Source organism: Pseudomonas sp. FW305-20, from assembly GCF_058788075.1.
In genome coordinates this window covers 54421-70034 of record NZ_JBYTAJ010000001.1, presented here as the reverse complement: position 1 = coordinate 70034, position 15614 = coordinate 54421, and the positions used below count along the sequence as shown (strand labels likewise).

The 15614-nt window shown below is 57.6% G+C and carries 23 protein-coding genes; 7 read left to right on the top strand and 16 right to left on the bottom strand.

From position 1 onward, the window contains the following. Window positions 1-397: 397 nt before the first annotated feature. Window positions 398-715, bottom strand: coding sequence for a hypothetical protein (locus AC3WP4_RS00380; RefSeq protein ID WP_371916917.1), 318 nt, complete (start codon window positions 713-715; stop codon window positions 398-400). 23 nt (window positions 716-738) lie between these two features. Between AC3WP4_RS00380 and AC3WP4_RS00375 the strand changes: the two genes are divergently transcribed. The 5 genes from AC3WP4_RS00375 (at window position 739) to AC3WP4_RS00355 (ending at window position 3115) form a co-directional block, all read left to right on the top strand. After that, window positions 739-867 carry a hypothetical protein gene (locus AC3WP4_RS00375; protein ID WP_371916916.1) on the top strand — a complete coding sequence of 43 codons (129 nt, stop codon included), beginning with the start codon at window positions 739-741 and terminating at the stop codon, window positions 865-867. Further along, window positions 851-1258, top strand: a complete 408-nt coding sequence (locus AC3WP4_RS00370) for a Mu transposase domain-containing protein (protein WP_371916915.1) — start codon at window positions 851-853, stop codon at window positions 1256-1258. Before AC3WP4_RS00375 ends, AC3WP4_RS00370 begins: the two co-directional genes overlap by 17 nt. Continuing rightward, window positions 1259-1675 (top strand): hypothetical protein, encoded by a 417-nt coding sequence (locus AC3WP4_RS00365; RefSeq protein ID WP_371916914.1) that lies wholly within the window; start codon window positions 1259-1261, stop codon window positions 1673-1675. It abuts the gene before it with no gap. 398 nt (window positions 1676-2073) lie between these two features. Beyond that, a complete protein-coding gene (locus AC3WP4_RS00360) occupies window positions 2074-2568 on the top strand; it encodes a chalcone isomerase family protein (protein ID WP_076031593.1) in 495 nt (164 codons plus the stop codon). A gap of 10 nt (window positions 2569-2578) precedes the next feature. After that, window positions 2579-3115: a DUF3833 domain-containing protein gene (locus tag AC3WP4_RS00355; RefSeq protein WP_074877352.1), complete on the top strand. Its 537-nt coding sequence runs from the start codon at window positions 2579-2581 to the stop codon at window positions 3113-3115. 48 nt (window positions 3116-3163) lie between these two features. On the opposite strand, the gene AC3WP4_RS00350 is transcribed toward AC3WP4_RS00355, so the two are convergent. The 7 genes from AC3WP4_RS00350 to AC3WP4_RS00320 form a co-directional block, all read right to left on the bottom strand. After that, window positions 3164-3652: a DUF2878 domain-containing protein gene (locus AC3WP4_RS00350; protein WP_076030841.1), complete on the bottom strand. Its 489-nt coding sequence runs from the start codon at window positions 3650-3652 to the stop codon at window positions 3164-3166. A 1-nt stretch (window position 3653) separates the two neighbouring features. Further along, entirely contained in the window at window positions 3654-4913 is a 1260-nt protein-coding gene (locus AC3WP4_RS00345) for an SAM-dependent methyltransferase (RefSeq protein ID WP_102615883.1), read from the bottom strand. Further along, entirely contained in the window at window positions 4888-5700 is an 813-nt protein-coding gene (locus tag AC3WP4_RS00340; protein WP_102615866.1) for a DUF1365 domain-containing protein, read from the bottom strand. The genes AC3WP4_RS00345 and AC3WP4_RS00340 overlap by 26 nt, the downstream gene beginning before the upstream one ends. Further along, window positions 5697-6944: an NAD(P)/FAD-dependent oxidoreductase gene (locus AC3WP4_RS00335; protein WP_102615865.1), complete on the bottom strand. Its 1248-nt coding sequence runs from the start codon at window positions 6942-6944 to the stop codon at window positions 5697-5699. The genes AC3WP4_RS00340 and AC3WP4_RS00335 overlap by 4 nt, the downstream gene beginning before the upstream one ends. A 6-nt stretch (window positions 6945-6950) precedes the next feature. Beyond that, entirely contained in the window at window positions 6951-7700 is a 750-nt protein-coding gene (locus tag AC3WP4_RS00330) for an SDR family NAD(P)-dependent oxidoreductase (protein WP_102615864.1), read from the bottom strand. Then, window positions 7697-8119, bottom strand: a complete 423-nt coding sequence (locus AC3WP4_RS00325; protein ID WP_102615863.1) for a nuclear transport factor 2 family protein — start codon at window positions 8117-8119, stop codon at window positions 7697-7699. The genes AC3WP4_RS00330 and AC3WP4_RS00325 overlap by 4 nt, the downstream gene beginning before the upstream one ends. A gap of 125 nt (window positions 8120-8244) precedes the next feature. Beyond that, complete coding sequence (locus tag AC3WP4_RS00320) at window positions 8245-8691, bottom strand: PAS domain-containing protein (RefSeq protein WP_074877341.1); 447 nt, start codon at window positions 8689-8691, stop codon at window positions 8245-8247. 164 nt (window positions 8692-8855) lie between these two features. Between AC3WP4_RS00320 and AC3WP4_RS00315 the strand changes: the two genes are divergently transcribed. Beyond that, window positions 8856-9773, top strand: a complete 918-nt coding sequence (locus AC3WP4_RS00315; protein WP_102615862.1) for a MerR family transcriptional regulator — start codon at window positions 8856-8858, stop codon at window positions 9771-9773. A 185-nt stretch (window positions 9774-9958) separates the two neighbouring features. Here the strand turns inward: AC3WP4_RS00315 and AC3WP4_RS00310 are convergent, their stop codons facing one another. From AC3WP4_RS00310 to AC3WP4_RS00275, 8 genes are all read right to left on the bottom strand, one after another. Continuing rightward, entirely contained in the window at window positions 9959-10129 is a 171-nt protein-coding gene (locus AC3WP4_RS00310; protein ID WP_074877338.1) for a DUF1289 domain-containing protein, read from the bottom strand. 2 nt (window positions 10130-10131) lie between these two features. Further along, window positions 10132-10488 carry a hypothetical protein gene (locus AC3WP4_RS00305; protein WP_076030848.1) on the bottom strand — a complete coding sequence of 119 codons (357 nt, stop codon included), beginning with the start codon at window positions 10486-10488 and terminating at the stop codon, window positions 10132-10134. A 36-nt stretch (window positions 10489-10524) separates the two neighbouring features. After that, complete coding sequence (gene dmeF / locus AC3WP4_RS00300) at window positions 10525-11448, bottom strand: CDF family Co(II)/Ni(II) efflux transporter DmeF (RefSeq protein WP_102615861.1); 924 nt, start codon at window positions 11446-11448, stop codon at window positions 10525-10527. 20 nt (window positions 11449-11468) lie between these two features. Next, entirely contained in the window at window positions 11469-11744 is a 276-nt protein-coding gene (locus AC3WP4_RS00295) for a metal/formaldehyde-sensitive transcriptional repressor (protein ID WP_074877333.1), read from the bottom strand. 187 nt (window positions 11745-11931) lie between these two features. Next, entirely contained in the window at window positions 11932-12663 is a 732-nt protein-coding gene (locus AC3WP4_RS00290; RefSeq protein WP_102615860.1) for an anti-sigma factor, read from the bottom strand. Then, complete coding sequence (locus tag AC3WP4_RS00285; RefSeq protein WP_371916918.1) at window positions 12660-13226, bottom strand: sigma-70 family RNA polymerase sigma factor; 567 nt, start codon at window positions 13224-13226, stop codon at window positions 12660-12662. The genes AC3WP4_RS00290 and AC3WP4_RS00285 overlap by 4 nt, the downstream gene beginning before the upstream one ends. 107 nt (window positions 13227-13333) lie before the next feature. After that, window positions 13334-13876 carry a DUF3455 domain-containing protein gene (locus tag AC3WP4_RS00280; protein ID WP_074877331.1) on the bottom strand — a complete coding sequence of 181 codons (543 nt, stop codon included), beginning with the start codon at window positions 13874-13876 and terminating at the stop codon, window positions 13334-13336. 188 nt (window positions 13877-14064) lie between these two features. After that, window positions 14065-14895 (bottom strand): alpha/beta fold hydrolase, encoded by an 831-nt coding sequence (locus AC3WP4_RS00275; protein ID WP_102615858.1) that lies wholly within the window; start codon window positions 14893-14895, stop codon window positions 14065-14067. A gap of 235 nt (window positions 14896-15130) precedes the next feature. Between AC3WP4_RS00275 and AC3WP4_RS00270 the strand changes: the two genes are divergently transcribed. After that, window positions 15131-15610 carry a MerR family transcriptional regulator gene (locus AC3WP4_RS00270; RefSeq protein ID WP_102615857.1) on the top strand — a complete coding sequence of 160 codons (480 nt, stop codon included), beginning with the start codon at window positions 15131-15133 and terminating at the stop codon, window positions 15608-15610. The last annotated feature ends 4 nt before the right edge of the window (window positions 15611-15614 follow it).

The following is a 15614-nucleotide window of genomic DNA, read 5'->3' as shown; positions in this document are numbered from 1 at the left end:
GTCGCAAAAACTGAGTGCAACACCTGACCTGTTCGGTCCCTACGAACTTCGACAGCAAACGGTCGGCGACCTGTATGAGGCCAAATGGCGAGTGCGGGACATGAGCGAGCAGGATTGCTGGCGAATATTGCAGGGCAGCGAGCCAATTGGATCGGGCAGATACTGCCGCACAAGGCGACTTCAACAGTCGTACATGCCCCGTTGTTTGCCAATCCTGTTGTCGCCGATGCCCCTCGAAATTCGCGTCACGGCGGGCATTCTACGGTCAAGTGCATACCAGCACGAAGCGCCGCTCCAATCCGGGGCTGTTATTAGTCCACCGCCACGTCTGTTAGTACGGTCAATACAGAATCCAGCGTGCCATCGGGCCGATAGCAACATTGCGCACGGGCGGACCTTAGCGTGCACTGGGCTGCTGTTCCGCCAACCATTCATTCAGCGCCTCGACCAGGACACGGGCTTCGACTATGGAATCTTCCGAACTGTCAAAAATTAACACCGCCATTTTTTTTGTCCTCGGTTCGCTGGGCTGATATTTTCGTGCCGCTGCTTTATGAGCGATGCCTATCACTGGCAGCACCGCGGGTTCTTCAATCTCCCGTATTGAAATAATGATCCGGATTCTGCGACGTAGCCTCTGGCTGGGAAAAGGTCTTTGTTGAGAAGAACGTTCAAGGCAGTCGACTGCGAATCTGGCTTGAAGCTCAAACTGCATGTTCCACACCTTCGAGGAGCTGAATGCCTGGCTCGGCCAACGCTGTCGTGCTTGCGCTCTGGAGCGAGCTGCTACACCCGCAGTACAACGGGCTGACGGTGGCGGACGTTTTGGAGCTGGAGCGGGTCGAAATGGATGCCGACCGCCTTTGATCGCTACGTCGAGCACACCGTAAGGGTCTCCAGAACCTGCCTGATCTGCGTGGCACGAAATCGCTATTCGGTGCGTGTGAGCGAGTCGGCCAGTGGGTCAGCAGCCGTCTATCCTCCCCGGATCGTGGTCATCGTCGATGACACGATGATTGCCAGCCACGAGCGCCTCTTTGATCGAGATCAGGTCAGTTTTGACTGGCAGCATTACATCCCACTCATCGAATGCAAAACCGGTGCGCTACGCAATGGGGCGCCGTTTGCTGATCTGCCTACTCCGTTGCGGATTCTCAAGCAGGGCCTGAGACATCACAGCAACGGTGACCGAATTATGACGCAGGTACCGGCTGCTGTGCCCATCGCCGGTCTCGACCTGGTGCTGATAGCGGTATAGATGGTGCTTGAGTCGGGAAGCCTGAGGGCCGATCACATCCTAAATGGTCTCGCCCGACTCACCGCCACTGCACCGCTGCCCTCCGTAGAAACCAGCCTGCAACTCAAGGTGGCGCCCGTTGCCAACACCGCCCGATATGACCAACTCCGTACAACAGGTGAGGAGAGCCGCCTGCCGGAATTGGAAATTTCTATATGCTGCCCGATGCCGCAAATGCATTCCATTGCTAATTGTTTTGCATTCGCCCCCCACAAGCGCTTTTGTATGCCCCTAAACAAACGGGACAAGGAACATGGCATGCGACAGACAGAAACCGGCCAGATTGAACGCTGCTATTTTCAAGCCCTCTCGTTCGCCCTCGGCTACGGTGTGGGTGATGCCAAGCGATTTCGCTATCTAGCGATGTCAACTCACTAACGAAAGCTCAATCATCTGACTCATTTCGGTGAACTCTGGAGCCCCGTCATAGCGAAGCCCGTCAATGTAAAACGCTGGGGTGCCATTCACGCTGCTGCGTACGCCGCCATTAAAATCGGATTTTATTTTGGGTACGTAGGTACCACCCAATAAAGACGATCATCAAAGAAACCTCTAGCGCATAAAGTTGGACACCTCCAGTGGGATGCCAACGGGACCTGTGTTCTCAACCGCTGCCCTTGGGGGTAAAAAGTTGTACACGCTCTGTACTTACGGCGCAAAAACTATACATTGAGCTAATCTTGTATAGAATTTTAAAAAAGGCCGAGACGTTGATGAACGTGGCTGAGTCCAGACGCTTTCTCGTACATCGCCTGTCGATATGCTGGCTATTCGCGATGTTACTCGCCGTACCTGCCTGGGCGGATTGGCATCCCGCGCTGCCCGATAGGCGTTTGGTGGGCAGCGGCGACTTTACCTGGTTCGGCGTGAGTCTATACACCGCGCGGTTGTGGAGCTCTGGGTTGCCGCTGACCTGGGATCAGCCCTTTGCCCTCGAACTGACTTATCACCGTGTCTTTTCCCGGGACACGCTGGTGGAGGCCAGCCTCACTGAAATGGCGCGCATGGCAGAGGCTCGTCTAGAGGAGTCCACCCTCCAGCGCTGGTCCAATGAAATGCGTGAAGCCTTCGTCGATGTTCGGCCCGGAATGCGCATCACCGGGGTCTACCATCCCGGCAAAGGCTGCACGTTCTTCGTCGACGGCCAGTTGCACCATCGGGTCGACGACCCTGCATTCGCCCGCGCCTTCTTCAATATCTGGCTTGATCCGCGCACTCGGGACAAGCAACTGCGTCAACGACTGCTGGGGATGGCCGGGCCGGCGGAGTGAGGAGGTTGGGATGCGTCAAATACTGGTAGTGCTCGTTAGCCTGTTGCTGGTCAGCTGTAACAACGTTGGCGTGGAGCACTACGCAAAGGAGCGACCCACGCTGGATCTCGTGGCGTTCTTCTCTCGGCCGGTACAGGCTTGGGGCCTGTTCCAGAATCGCTCGGGCGAGGTGGTCAAGCGTTTCCATGTCCAGATTGAAAGCCGCGTCGAGGGCCAGCAATTGATCCTCGACGAGCGATTTCTCTACAGCGATGGCACGCGTCAGCGGCGCGTCTGGACGCTGCAACCGGTCGGCGCCGGGCGTTGGCGTGGTCGTGCGGACGATGTAGTCGGTGAGGCTAGCGGCGAGGTCGCTGGCAACGCGCTGCGCTGGCGCTATCGCCTTGACCTGCCGGTTGACGGCAGGCATTGGGAAGTGGATCTGGACGACTGGATGTACCTGATGGACGAAGACACGATGATAAATCGCTCGAGTATGAGCAAGCTTGGAGTCGAGTTGGGAGAAGTGATCCTGTTCTTCCGCCGTCAGCCGGAGTCGCTTCCGTAAACCCACAAAACCGGCAAAGCAGGCGATATTCACGCAGGCCGTTGCTTATCAGCGGGACGCAGCCAGTCGCAGGATGATTGGCATCCATACAGCCCACAGCGCCGCAAGTAGCAGGGCCGTGCAAAGGGTGCCCAAGGGCAGGCCTACACCGGCCTGCGTTGCGCCGGCGATGTAAGCCAGAGGTCCACCGCACAGACCCAGTAGCGCCCCGTACCAGATGGGACGTCGAGCCCACGCCAGGCTGTGGCGAAGCCCACTGGCCAGTACCAGCCACAGCATGGCAAGCCACAGGGGAAGGGGTTGCTGGGCAAAATCGAAGACTCCCAGTGCACCCAGGCTGGCGTCCAGTAAACAGCCTGCCATCCCCACACAGGCCAGAGTGATTGCTTCGTCGCCTGGTCGTGGGCAAGCAGCCACATGCACCAACAGGCCTGCCGCCACGGGGAGTAGCAGCCAAGGATGCCGCTCGCTCAGTACGCAAGCCCACCAGGCGGCCTGCATCCATAGCGCGTTGCCGATCAACCAGGCCCGGCTCAAATCAGGCGCTCGGCAGCGCTGCGCGGCGTGCGGCCGGAGCTGCCCAGAGCAGTTGCGCGACGCCGATAGTACGCTCCTCGAAACCACCCTGGCAGTAACAAAGGTAGAACTCCCAGAGGCGTTGAAAGGTGTCGTCATAACCCAGCTCGGTCAAGGCGGTGCGCGACTGACGCAAGTTGTCCCGCCAGTGCTGCAGAGTCCGCGCATAGTCCAGGCCGAAGTCCTCCATGTGCACCAGGTTCAACGCGGTATGGCTACTGGCGGTCTGCAGCATGACGCTCAGGGAGGGCAGGGCGCCACCGGGAAAGATATAGCGCTGAATGAAATCTACCGACTGCCGGGCCTGTTCATAACGCTGGTCACGGATGGTGATGGCCTGCAGCAGCATCAAGCCGTCATCCTTGAGCAGCGACGCGCAGCGCTGAAAGTAAACAGGTAGATAGCGGTGCCCGACCGCCTCGATCATCTCGATAGAGACCAGCTTGTCAAAGCGTCCGCCAAGATCACGGTAGTCCTCGCGCAGGACGGTAATGCGGTGTTGCAGACCAAGATCCTGGACGCGCTGCAGGGTATGGGCGTACTGCGCCTCGGACAACGTGGTGGTGGTCACCCGGCACCCGTGGTGGGTAGCGGCATGGATCGCCAGGCTACCCCATCCGCTACCGATCTCGAGCAGGTGGTCATCGGGGCGCAGCGCGAGTTTGGCGCAGATACGCTCGAGCTTGTTCAGTTGGGCCTGCTCCAGACTCTGCTCCAGACTGTCGAACATGGCTGCCGAGTACATCATGGTCGGATCCAGCAGCCGCTCGAACAAGGCATTGCCCAGATCGTAATGGGCGAGAATGTTGCGTCGCGCGCCGCGCCGGCTGTTGCGGTTTACCCAGTGCAGCAGGCGTAGGATCGGACGGCCCAGGCGCGCCAACCCGCCTTCAAGGGCGTCGAGCACTTCCAGATTGGCGACGAAGAGGCGAGTGACCGCGGCCAGGTCCGGACTGCGCCAGTAGCCATGGATGTAAGCTTCGCCGGCACCGATAGAGCCGTTGGCAGCCACCATCCCCCAAGCTGCCTCGTCGAAGATCTCGACCTCAGCGTGCAGCGCGCTGCCGACGTCGCCAAACAGCCACTGCCGGTCTTGGTAGATCAGGCGCAGCCGGCCTTGGCGCAAGTTGCGAAGCTGAGCGAGCACGGCGCTCCTGGCCAGGCCGCCGAATAACGGCGCCAGGCCCCACGATTTGCTAACGCTCAGAGTTGGATCGGACATGCTTGGGCTCCTCGTGGATGTGATGGCGAAGGTTTTGGCTGCTCTGACTGGTCTTGTGGGCATAGAGCGGGGTGCGTTTGAGTAACAGGCGCATGGCTTGCCAATAAATCGCACCGAGGGTGCGCAGGCTCATCCAGGGGAAGGCCAGTACGTGACGCTGTAGTGCGGCGGCATCCAGCGGCTGTCGGTGCAGGGACAGGTCGGCCTCGAACACTTTTTGTCCTTCGCGGCGGTTTTCCATGTGGATGCGCATGTGCGCCTCATCAATGGAAAAGCGCATGTGGTACTGCATATCCATTGGCAGGAATGGCGAGACATGGAATGCCTTCGTGACCGAGAACTGACGGGGCTGCCCGGGCAGCACAGGCAACACGTAATGAAAACGTTCTCGCCAAGGGGTGTTGCGTACCTCCAGCACAATCGCCGCCAGGAGACCGTCGCTGTCGTGGCAAAAATAGAAACTGACCGGATTGAATGAAATCCCCCAACTGCGCGGCTGGGTCAGCAAATGAATGGTGCCGCAGGGCGCCTGGCCCAAGGCCTTGGCCACCACTTCGCGCACCGCTTCCTTCAAGGGGATACCGCGACGAGTCCAGGCTGGCAGGTAATCGGTTTCTCGCCAACACAACGGCGCCAGGCGAGAAGCACCGAGTAACGGAGACAGGCCCAGCAGCAGATCCTGTTCGTCCAGATCCAGATAAAGCATGCCAATGCGATAACGGAACCCATGGAACCGCGGCGCCAGACGCCGGTGGATGACCCAACCGTAGCAAAGGCTGCTGTTCACAGGCGCTCCCCGAATCTTTGGGCGACGTCCAGTGCGCTGACCACGCCATCCTCATGGAAGCCGTTTGCCCAATAAGCGCCGCAGAAGTAGCTGTGCTGGTTTCCCTGTAGCTCGCCCTGGCGCGCTTGGGCCGCCATGGCGGCAAGGCTGTATTGAGGATGTGCATATTCGAAGCGAGCCAGCACCTGCGACGGGTCCACGCAATCGCCCTGATTGAGGCTTATGCAGAAGGTTACCGGGGCGTCGAGGCCTTGCAGTATGTTCATGTTGTAGGTCACGGCCGCCGGGGCGTGCGCGGGTCCACCGAGGCGATAGTTCCAGCTGGCCCAAGCCTTGCGCCGGCTGGGCAGCAGGCGGGTGTCGGTGTGAAGCAATACTTCGTTGGCGGCATAGTCGAGGGCGCCTAGCACCTCGTGCTCGGTGGCCGTCGGTTTCTCCAGCAGCGCCAAAGCCTGGTCGCTATGGCAGGCGAACACGACCTTGTCGAAACGCTCCTGGCCTGCCGCACTTGTGATCACCACGCCGTTGTCGTCCCGGCGGACGCTCATCACCGGGCAGTTGAGCCGAATGCGTTCGCTGAAGGTCTTGCACAACGGCTTCACATAGCTGCGCGAGCCACCCTCGATCACTCGCCATTGTGGCCGCTGGCTGATCGAGAGCAATCCATGGTTACGGAAAAAGCGGATGAAGAAGTGCAACGGGAAGCGCAGCATATCGGCCCGTGATACCGACCAGATGGCCGAGCCCATGGGGACGATGTAGTGATGGATGAAACGCTGCCCGTAGCGTCGCGTGTGCAGGTAATCGCCAAGACTCATGCCCGGCTCAATGCGGTGGCCGTCAAGGTCGGCCACCGCCTGGCGGTTGAAGCGCACGATATCGCGCAACATACCCCAGAAGCCCGGCGACAGCAGATTGCCGCGCTGGGCGAAGAGGGTGTCCAGGTTATTGCCGTTGTATTCCAGGCCGCTCTCCGGATCGTTCACGGAAAAGCTCATCTCGGTGGGGCGTGAGACGACTCCAAGGCGATCCATCAAGCGGATGAAGTTGGGATAGGTCCAGTCGTTGAATACGATGAAACCGGTGTCTACTGCATAACGCTGGCCCTGCCATTCTATGTCGACAGTATGGGTATGACCGCCGATCCAGTCAGCCGCTTCGAACACGGTCACCTCATTGCGACGTGACAACAGATAGGCACAGGTCAGCCCAGAGATCCCGCTGCCGATAATGGCGATACGCATATGACGCTATTCCTGTTCGGTTCGCGCCAGTCGACGGCCCAGGGCCAGGCGCCAACGCGCTGGCAGGGCGCCAAGCAAGCGCAGAATGAGAATGAAGAAGCGTGGAAAGTTGATCTCCAACGGTCGTCGCGTCAGGCGCGCGACGACATGCCGCGCGGCGCGGTCGGCCGTCCAGAGTTGGGGCATGGCAAAGGTGTTGCGCTGAGTCAGGGGGGTGTCGATGAAGCCGGGGCTGACCAGCGTTACATCGATGCCTTCGGCATGTAGATCCAGGCGCAGGGATTCGATCAGATAACGCAGAGCCGCCTTGGACGCGCCATAGGCTCCAGCCCGGGGTAGCGCCAGCCAGGTTACCGAGCTGCCGATCACTACCAGATGTGGTCTATGCCCCCGGCGCAGCAGTGGAAGGGCCGCCTGCAGGCAGTAGCTGACCCCCAGCAGGTTGGTGCGCATCATCCGCTCGACGGTCTCGGCTTCGAACCTGCCCGGCACAAGGTATTCGCAGGTACCGGCGTTCAGGATCACCAGGTCGAGTGCGCCCCAGGCATGCTCGATGTTTTCGCAGATAGCCGAGACGTGTCGTGGGTCAGTCACGTCGCCGGTAGTGAGCAGGGCCCCAGGGTAGCGCAGCACCAGCGGCATCAGTGCCTCCGCCCGCCGGCCACCCAAGGCCACCTCATGGCCTTGCTCCAGCAGCCGTTCAGCCAGGGCAGCACCGAGGCCGCTGCTGGCGCCTGTCAGCCAGCAGCGGCTCATGCGAGCCTGCCCTTGATCCAGCCAATCACTCCGCCCAGTACGGGAACGTGCTCGTAGAGGAGGGCGCCGGCATCGAAGTAGTCGTGGTGCAGGTAGACATGTGTCGTCCAGCGCAGGTGGCTGCAGCCATGCAGACTGATTGGCTGACCGCGGGACAGGCGCGGATGACGGAAATGCAGGATCCAGCGCAGATAACCCTGGCCGGGGGCGGTTTCATCCGCGTCAAGGAGGTCGTAGCGGATATCCTGGACGTTGGTGTACAGCTTTTCAAAGTACGTGCGCAGTGCGGGCAAGCCATCCAGCTGATGCAACGGGTCACGAAACTGAACGTCGTTGCGGTATAGCTCGCCCAGGCGGTCCAGGCAATCAGCGTTCAGCGTTGCGAACGTATCCGCGAAATGGTGGAGATATGCAGACATGGCAGGCTCCAGGTAAAGTTGTACAATTCGAGAAAACTGTACAGATTTATTTGAAGCCTACGGGGAAAATTGTACAAGTCAATATTCTTGTACACTTTTTGTGTAGGTTTTAGTGCTACTCGTCGTTAGCCACCAAGCCTTGCCAGTTTACTGCGAAGCTCGGCCACTTCGGTCTCAAGTGACTGTATCCTTTCCAGAGCGGCAATCTTGTCGCTGACGTCGTGCTGTATGCCAATGTAGTAGGTCAACTGGTCGGCATCATTGTGCACGGGAGTGATAGACAGCTCGTTCCAGAACGGGCTGCCATCCTTGCGATAGTTGCGCAGCACCTGACGGCAGGGCTGACCGAGGCGGATGGCGTCACGGATTGCCTCCAGCCCGGCCTGGGCATGATCGTCTGCCTGCAGGAAGCGGCAATCCTGGTAGAGAATTTCGTCTGAACTGTAGCCGGTCAGGCGCTCGAAGGCAGGGTTGGCATAGATGAGGATGCTGTCATTGCCTTCCTGCTCGGCCACGACGATGCCGTCATTGGAGGCTTCGACCATAAGTTGCAGGAGTTTGGCGTCAATCATGATCTGGGCTCATTGTGATTCATGGGGTTGCCCCACAGCGTAGTCGCCAGCGACAGCCATGCCTAGATGGCAGGACGCAGGACCGTCGGACATCGATTGGTGCTGGTTAAAAAGCGTCATGCCTGGTTTAGAATGCCGACACACTCAGGATGCAACGACTTTCAATGACCGAGCCCATCGAATCCACCTCCGACGACGCATTGCTCCCCATGCGGGAAGTCGCCAGCCTGACTGGCGTCAACCCGATCACCTTGCGGGCATGGGAGCGCCGCCACGGGCTGATCCGACCCGTACGCACTGTGGGAGGGCATCGCCTGTATTCGCAACAGGACATCGAACATATTCGTAGCATCATGCTCTGGACCAGCCGGGGCCTGCCCATCAGCAAGATAGGCGCTTTGCTCGTCCGGCAGCAGGACACACCCGATGTCACTGTATCTGGCTCGGCGGAAGCTCCCCTGGTCCAGTGGCAAGAGGCCGTTTATCGTGCCACGCAGGCTTTTGACGGCGCTGAGCTGGAGCGCCTGCACGGGCAACTATTTACGATCTATCCGAAAGCAACTGCACTGGAGGCTATTCTGCTGCCGGTTTGGCGCAGCCTGGCATCCGGTAATAATTTCGGTCGACGCAGCCAGTGGTTGTTCCTTGACGCCTTCTTGCGTGCGCGGATGTTATTGCGACTGCAGATGAACCAGAGCAACGGTGCTTGCGTGCTGCTGGCAGACGGCTCGGGCCATGCGCGCGAATTGGAGCTGTTGTGTGCTGGTTTGTTGATGAGCAGCGACCAGCTTCGCATCGAGGTGTTGGGCACGGGCCAGCCTCTGGAAGAACTGCCGTTGCTATGTGAAGCAATTCAGCCCGCCGCGCTGGTGCTATTGGTCCAGGCGCCACTGCAGGAAGATGCGCTCAAGCGACTGCGTGCCCTTCAAATGGGCGTTACGTGCCCAGTAGCCTTGGCCGGCGACGCAGCTGCCGCTTCGTCGGCAGGGTTGCGGGGTTCTTCGATTGCCATTTTGGGCAATGACGAAGCGAGTATTTTGCCCAGGCTGGAAGCCTTGGTAAGGGGAACACTGCAAATTTGAATCCAGTCATTCCAGCTAAGGAGGGTTATCTCAAACTGCATTGCAAACTTCATCCAGATCCTGCCAAGAGTTGATACAGAGCCTGACCAGGAACACTGGGATATGGGCTGAGAGAGTCGCCTTCCTGCCAGTTAATCCCACATCAGCTTTTTCTGGCTTTCGGTGTAATTAGATCCGAGGTCTGCTTAGTTCAGCCCTTTCATACGTACATTCGCCCTTTGCACCGCGGCCATTTTTTCAGGTCGCTTCATGCGTTTCCACTTTCTAATGTCTTCCTTGCTCCGCCCACAACTCACACACAGATCCCCCCTAAGTTGGCACACCGAGACGCAGGGATTTTCGATTTCTTTAGCCATCGTCAATAACCTTTAGCCAGGCGCTTCTGCCAATCACCACCCTGGATACGCTGGCATTCTTCTTCAGAGTCAAGGCAGACATTGCGATCTGAAAGGTTCAGATCGATGCCGACCTCATTCAACGCGATGGCCGTCAGCTCAAAGATGTGAGCCTTCGCGTCAACTTGGGCGAGCTTTCTGTCAGCCAGGGTTTCGAACACCCAGATTACCTTCAGGGTTTCAGCCAACGCGTTCAGGTCAGCAATGTGGGTGAGCCAGATAAAGCCTTTGATTTTACCTTTTGCTGTTTCGCACGCTTCGGTCAGCGCGGTTATCAACCGGCGTTCAATTCGCGCCAGTTCACGTTTCCCTGGAGGCATCGCAATTTCCTTTGGAGTTAATGGGGGAGGTCCTGATCAGGCAGGTCGAAATTCGACCGTCAGATGGCTGACCTCGTGAACCGGCTTGAGACGTTCACGAATGCTGTCGGCGTTCGCAGTGGCTTCACCAAGGACGCTGACGATGGCGGCATGGGCTTGCGGTCCAACCCGCCAGACGTGCAAGTCCGTGATGGTGGCATCCCCCGGTTTTTCAACCAGTTCGCGGATTTCCTCGGCAACGTGGGCGTCTGTTTGATCCAGCAATACACCTGCGGTGGCCCCCATCAAGGTCCATGCCCACCGCGCGATAACGATGGCGCCGACGATGCCCATGACCGGGTCCAGCCATACCCAACCCAGATACCGACCGGCGAGCAGTGCAGCGATGGCCAGTACCGAAGTCAGCGCGTCTGCGATGACGTGGGCATAGGCCGATTTCAGGTTGTTGTCGTTTCCATGATGAGCATGGGTATGGCCATGATCATCATGATCGTGCCCATGACTGTGCCCGCGGCCCAGCAGCAGGGCACTGACGATGTTGACGATCAAACCGGCAATTGCGATGAGCGTAGCGATGCCGAACTGAACGTCCGTTGGCTGCAAGAGGCGCATGACGGACTCAACGCCAATGCCCAGGGAAACCATACCGAGAATCAACGCCGAAGCGAACCCGCCCAAATCTCCAACCTTGCCGGTACCGAAACTGTAACGCTGGCTGGAGGCGTGGCGTTTAGCATATCCGTACGCGGCTGCCGCGATGCCCAATGCGCCGGCATGAGTTGCCATGTGAAACCCATCGGCCAATAACGCCATCGAGCCTGTGATATACCCGGTGGTGATTTCACCAACCATCATCACAACAGTTAGAGCCACTACCCAAAGCGTACGCTTTGCGTTTTCGTCATGCGCTGAGCCAAGGAACACGTGGTCGTGCGTGTAGTTGATGTTCGTACTGTTCATGAGTGTGTGCCGGGATGTGTTCACTTGGAGTAACGGCGAATGGCTTCAAGAAGCTCTTCGACGCCCGTATTGCGTTCTTCTTCACTGAGCCCAGGGTTCGCAACATGCTCACGCGCGTGATCCTCGATGATTTCCTCCATTAAGCCGTTGATGGCTCCGCGAGTGGCAGCAACAAGGTGCAGTGTCTTTGCGCAATCGAGGTCCGACTCCAGTGCCCGTTCAACGGCCTGAATTTGTCCGGCGATGCGTTTAACACGCTTGAGAAGATCGTCTTTGTTTGCAGCGATATGGCCCATTGGATACCCCCCCACCTATGTTGCGCAAATGATAGGTATACCCCCTATGCCTATGCAAGGGGCGGCGGACAAAGGGATCATCTACGGCCGTTTAGGGGAAAGAGAGGACTTCATTGGGAACTCAGGTAGAGAGGTGAGGGAAGGGGAATGCCGCCTCTGCGGCCTTTTCCTTCAAAGGCGCTCATGATCAGATCACTTTAATGGCCCGGCCAATGAACTGCACCGGACCCGTGGGTTTGCCGGTCTGCGATCCATTTGGACTTTCCAGAGTCAATTCGAAGAGCTGGTTGGGTTCCAGCGGGGGTAATTTATCCAGAGGGACTGAAAGCGTTTGCCCTGGTTTGACCAATCCAAGGGATACCGGTCCTTGCCAGCCGTCCGCTTTGGTCCAGAACTCAAGTGCTTTATCGGTTGGGACTTGCGCTACCACCAAGGGTATCAGTTGGATTTCCCTTGGGTTGCTCGCCTGAATGACCCAGCCGGGCGCCTGGCTTTGTGGAGCCACCAGAACGACCAGGTAGGTGGTCGGATTTACCGGAGCTGTTCGTGTCAGTAGTACTGATCCGAGCAAGAGCGTTGCGACAAGACCTGATCCCGCGAGCCCACGCCATAGGGGAAGAAGGTTCCACCATGAAGTTGGCTTCGCGGCGGCTGCCACTGCTGATGCTCGCCGGTCATTGCTATTCAAGCTACGCTCAATCCGCCTCCAGAGCAGCGGGGTAGGATTCTGCGGTTCAGCCAATTCGGTCAACGTAAGCAAGCGCTGTTCCCACGCATCTACAGCAGATCGCAAATCGAATTCCTGAGCGAGACGCTTTTGTATCTCGATGCGTTGCTCAGCCGGCAACGTGCCTAATACATACTCACTCGCCAGTTCGTCAATGTTCTCGGGATGGTCATCCTCCGGGCTTATGGTCATCCCATGCACTCCCGCAATACAACCAGACTGCGTCTGATCCAGGCTTTGACGGTCCCCAGCGGTGCGTCCAGTTTCTGCGATATTTCAGAATGCGAATAGCCGTCTACATATGCATGAAGGATGCAGTTGCGACGTACCGGCTCCAGTTGTTCAAGGCATAAATAAATACGTCCTGAACGGGTTCGAAAATCGAAGGCCTCCACACTCTCTGACGATGTCTCCATGGATGACAAAGCTTGCAGTGCCATTTCACTTTGCTCGCTGACTTGTACCTCTCTGGCGTTATCTCGCATGAAATTGAGCGCCAGATGTCGCGTCACGCTGAAGATCCAGCCACGGGCAGAGTCTCGTGCCGGATCAAAACTGGCGGCACGGGTCCATATTTTGATGAAGGCATCGTGCACAATGTCTTCCGCCAAGGAGTTATTGCGAGCGATTCGCTTGGCAACCCCCAAAAGTCGAGCACTTTCCTGCTCATACAAGTCTCGCAGTGCCTGCTGCTCGCCCCGGGAGCAAGCAGCCAGACAGGCTTCATAGTCAAAACAGGGCTCAGGTAGGGACAAAGTTTTCAGCCGCCAGCTGGTAGTAAATTTCCCAGCCATTGGGCTGGAGTTCCATCGGAGCAGAGTAGACGACTTTGTGCGCTAACAACCTGTTCCAGGTAGTTGGCTTAATTGGCTGCCCAAAAAATATAGTCAGCCTGATATTTCACTACCTCACGTTTGCCTTTGTCAGCGGTGGAGCATTCAGTCGTGGGCGCAACGCCGCCTTTTACGGCCACCCGCTGGATAAAACTGACACCGCTCATCGCGCCATTGCCTTCCGCAGGGGTAGCCTTGACCAACTGATAAGGGAGGTCGCCAGTACCTGAGGGTGCAACTGCCAGTTGGGTCCCGGTAATTTTAGACCCGTCATTAGCTTGCCAGGTGGCAGGCGGTCCGAAGTAGGTGCCGACCTGTTTGCCGCTGCGATCATTTAGTACTGCTTTGGGCCCGACGAAAGCCCATTCAGTCTGGCCGGTGGCGTTTGTTTTGGAGCGACACTCATACGTGATTTCGCCTACGCCCACGGTTTCCAGCGCGACCTTATGACCGTCAGGAACCTTGATGCTGTCGGGCAGATCTGACTGGGCGTAGGCAGCTGGCAATGTGACTAACAAGCAGGAGGCAGCAAGCGTAGTACTGACAATGCCCAGAAATCGTTTAGCGTTCATACAAGTCTCTCCAGAAAGGTAATCAGTTCAGCAGCGTTGGCTACTACCTGTACTACCCATTGGAGGACAAACTGGATGCAGTTCTTGAAAAATATCAGTAATGGAAAGTTTGTAGCGATTGCTTAATCGCTGTCGATCTAGTGGCCTTGAAATGGGTAAGGGCGGGATTTTTACCCGCCCTCCATTGTTTAGCTCCGAACGAAAGCGAGCAGATCGGCGTTAATCGTATCGGCGTTGGTTGTAGGCATTCCATGCGGGAAGCCGGGGTAAATTTTCAGCGTACTGTTTTGCAGAAGCTTGGCTGACAGAACCCCGGAATTTTCATAAGGCACGATCTGGTCATCATCACCATGCATCACCAGAACGGGGATCTTGATGCTCTTCAAATCTTCGGTGAAGTCGGTCTGAGAAAAAGCCACGATCCCGTCATAGTGTGCCTTTGCACAGCCCATCATGCCTTGCCGCCACCAGTTCCGGATGATGCCCTCAGAGGATTTTGCACCTGGGCGGTTGTAGCCGTAAAAAGGTCCCGCTGGAACGTCGTGGTAGAACTGTGCGCGGTTGGCCTTCAGTTGTGCCTGCAAGTCGTCGAAAACTGACTTAGGCAGGCCGCCAGAATTACTCGGGGTCTGGACCATCAGCGGTGGGACGGCACTGATGATGGCGGCCTTCGACACTCGGTCTTCGCCGTGGCGCGCGATGTAATGAACGACTTCACCCCCGCCGGTGGAGTGGCCGACATGGACTGCTCCTTGTACGCCGAGGTGATCAACCACGGCCGCGACGTCGTCAGCATAGTGATCCATGTCGTGTCCGTCCCACACCTGACTGGAGCGCCCGTGACCACGTCGGTCGTGTGCAACAACCCGGTAACCGTTGGCCAGGAAAAAGAGCATTTGCGCGTCCCAATCGTCCGCGCTCAGTGGCCATCCATGATGGAAAAAGATTACCTGGGCATCGTGCGGCCCCCAGTCTTTGTAAAAGATCTCAACACCGTCTCGCGTAGTGACATACCCCATGTTCGCATCTCCTGAATGAAGTGAAGGCCTAAACCGAATCGTGTTTCGATCAAGGCCCTGAATGAACAAAGTGCAGCTCATCCAATAGGCGGTTCAGAGGGCGCGTGTTTCTGGATCTGTCTGCCCCATGATTTCCATGACGGCTGAGCAACACGTGGCACTCGAGCCGCTTGGCCACCCGAAGACTTTAGGTTTAAAGTCAACTTTAAGGTCAATAGACTTTTTGAGGTGGAATATGAGAATAGGCGAACTGGCGAAAATCAGCGGGTTGGCGCCTTCACGCATTCGCTTCTACGAAGCGAGCGGCCTGATCAAGTCGGTCGAGCGTAAAGCCAATGGTTATCGAGATTACGCACCTGACATCCAGTGGGTTCTGGAGATCATCACCGGCGCGCAGGCGGCGGGCTTTTCATTGGAAGAAATTCGGCAATTGATGCCGATGAATGCGAGTGGTTGGCAGCACGAAGAGTTGCTCAGTGGCCTCAAGCAAAAGGTTGAGGAAATCGAAGTCCTGCAGCAGCGGTTGGTCCAGAACAAAGCGCAACTTCTGCTGGTCATCAAAGGCATCGAGGGTAAGCCCGAGGGCATGGCGTGTGCAGACAATGCGCAATTGCTGTTGCATCGTCTGCGCGATGAGGGTGTGGCAGGCACTTCAGGCCGCCGTGATGCAGCGTCTTCCAGGAAAAAAACAGCCCGTCAGGCTTCCGAGGCCTGACAGG